Consider the following 364-nt stretch of genomic DNA (forward strand, 5'->3'; position numbering starts at 1 on the left):
AAGCGTCGATTAGTACGGGATGCCCCAATAGCCGTAGACATGCATGCCATAGGCGCGGTCCCATGCAGGCTCTGAATTCTCGCGAATATATGGGCTGTTCTGCAGCGTATCCTCTTGCGCGGACACGATGTAGCCACCCTTGTTCACGTCATAATCCAGTGCTTCCCATGGAACGGGCCGCAATTCCTCACCCATTCCCAGAAAGCCGCCAAAACTCATCACCGCATATTCGACCTTGCCGGTCTTCTTCCCGACCATGAAGCGGCGAATGCGCCCGATCTTCTCACCATCGGGACGATAGACGTTGGTCCCTTCCACTCTGTCGGACGCAATGAGGTTATGGCCCTCGTCCCTGCCAATCTCA

General features: G+C 55.8%; 1 protein-coding gene. It reads right to left on the minus strand.

The genetic code is table 11. The features are described from left to right. Window positions 1-9: 9 nt before the first annotated feature. The coding region (locus tag A7A77_RS17365; RefSeq protein ID WP_342668731.1) for a PRC-barrel domain-containing protein at window positions 10-364 on the minus strand (355 nt) is incomplete at its 5' end.

It is taken from the genome of Croceicoccus bisphenolivorans (assembly GCF_001634625.1).
In the GTDB taxonomy this organism is placed as follows: Bacteria; Pseudomonadota; Alphaproteobacteria; order Sphingomonadales; family Sphingomonadaceae; genus Croceicoccus; species Croceicoccus bisphenolivorans.